We start from the raw sequence: 1,809 nt of genomic DNA, 5'->3' as shown, positions 1-1,809 counted from the left end.
CTGAGGGCTTTACGATGATCCCGGTGAGATCTGATGTGCGCGTCTGGCTGGCCACCGGACATACTGACATGCGGTGTGGCTTTGCAAAGCTGGCGCTGATCGTACAGGAGGTTTTGAAGCAGGATCCCCATCAGGGGCACCTGTTCGTCTTCCGCGGGCGCGCCGGGGATCGCATCAAGATTATCTGGCATGACGGCGTCGGCGCGTGTTTATTCTACAAGCGTATCGAACGCGGACGGTTTATCTGGCCAGCGGTCCAGGACGGTTCGGTGAGCATCTCAGCCGGTCAGCTGGGTTATCTTCTCGAAGGCATCGACTGGAGAAATCCGCAGATTACCTGGCGGCCAGAGCGTGCCGGATAGAGGACGTTTGCGAAGCCGAAAAGAGCACAAAATCCTATACAAAATAAGGGATTCATGCTTATATGATGCATGGATCCCAAGCCCGTTTCCTCGCTGCTCGAGATGGCCGACCTGCAGGCGGAACTCGATAGAACACGGGCCGAGTTGGCTGTGGCCAAAGCGCAAAACGCTGATGATCTGGCGACCATCACGCACCAGAAGCTGGTAATCTTCAAGCTGCAGAATGAACTTCGCGGCTCAAAGTCTGAGCGTCAGAGCCGACTGTTGGATCAGCAGGAATTCCTGTTCGAAGAGATCGAAGCCGCAGCCACCGAGGATGAGCTCATCTCGCAGGCCCTGGCCGCCAAAACCACCTCGGTCCGAGGCTTCGAGCGTAAGTCTCCCGCGAAAAACCCGTTCCCCGATCATCTGCCGAGAGAACGCGTGCTTGTCCCGTCGCCGAAGGTCTGCGCTTGCTGTGGCGGTGATCGTTTGCGCAAGCTCGGTGAAGACATCACCAAAAGTCTCGACGTCATTCCCCGTCAGTTCCGCGTGCTGGAGTATGTTCGCGAGCGGTTCAGTTGCCGGGATTGCGAGAGCTTCAGTCAGGCGCCCGCGCCGTTTCATGCCATTCCCCGCGCCTGGGCCAGCCCCAGCCTGCTGGCTATGATCCTCGTCGAGAAGTTCGGGCACCACAAACCGCTTAACCGGCAGTTGGAGCAATATAAGCATGAAGGCGTTGAGATCGCCCTGTCGACGACGGCCGATGCCGTTGGTGCATGCTGCCACACACTCAAACCACTGATCGAACGGCTGGAAGCGTATGTGTTCAAGGCCCAGAGACTGCATGGTGACGATACGACTATCCCGGTTCTGGCCAAAGGCCACACGGATACCGGCCGAATATGGGCCTATGTCCGCGATGATCGCCCCTTCGGGGCGACGTCACCCCCCGCGGCGATCTTCTATTACTCAAGAGACCGAACCGAAGCCCATCCGATTGATCACCTGAAAACATGGAGCGGTGTGTTCCAGGCCGACGCCTATGGGGGGTACAACAAGCTCTATCTGCCTGATCGCAAGCCGGGCGCCATCCTTGAGGCAGCCTGCTGGTTCCATGCCCGGCGGCCATTCTTTGCTGTCGCCAATTATGAAGCCGCTGCGCGCCGCAAGGCCAATGGCAAGAAGACCGTGCCCATCTCTCCGATCGGCCTCGAAATGGTCAAGCGCATCGACGCCCTGTTTGAGATCGAGCGCGGGATCAATGGAAAGTCACCGGAAGAGCGGGTCGCTGTGCGTCAGGAGCTCAGCAAGCCCCTGATCGAAGACCTGAAGCTCTATATGGACGATCAACTAGCCAGGCTGTCAGCCCGCGACGACCTCGCCAAGGCGCTCAACTATATGCTCAAGCGCTGGGCGTCCTTCACGCGCTTCCTCGATGACGGACGTATCTGTTTATCAAATAATA

The 1,809-nt window shown here is 58.1% G+C and carries 1 protein-coding gene and 1 pseudogene; both read left to right on the top strand.

The features are described from left to right. Positions 1-362, top strand: a 362-nt coding sequence (gene tnpB, locus ACK8OE_RS20765) for an IS66 family insertion sequence element accessory protein TnpB (RefSeq protein ID WP_410274215.1), incomplete at its 5' end; no start/stop codon positions are given. A gap of 105 nt (positions 363-467) precedes the next feature. Then, positions 468-1,809: pseudogene (tnpC, locus tag ACK8OE_RS20760) on the top strand (IS66 family transposase); the annotation flags it as partial.

Source organism: Asticcacaulis sp. W401b (assembly GCF_046503825.1).
Lineage (GTDB): Bacteria > Pseudomonadota > Alphaproteobacteria > Caulobacterales > Caulobacteraceae > Asticcacaulis.
Note: the sequence above shows the minus strand (reverse complement) of the source record. Positions and strands in the feature narration are given on the sequence as shown.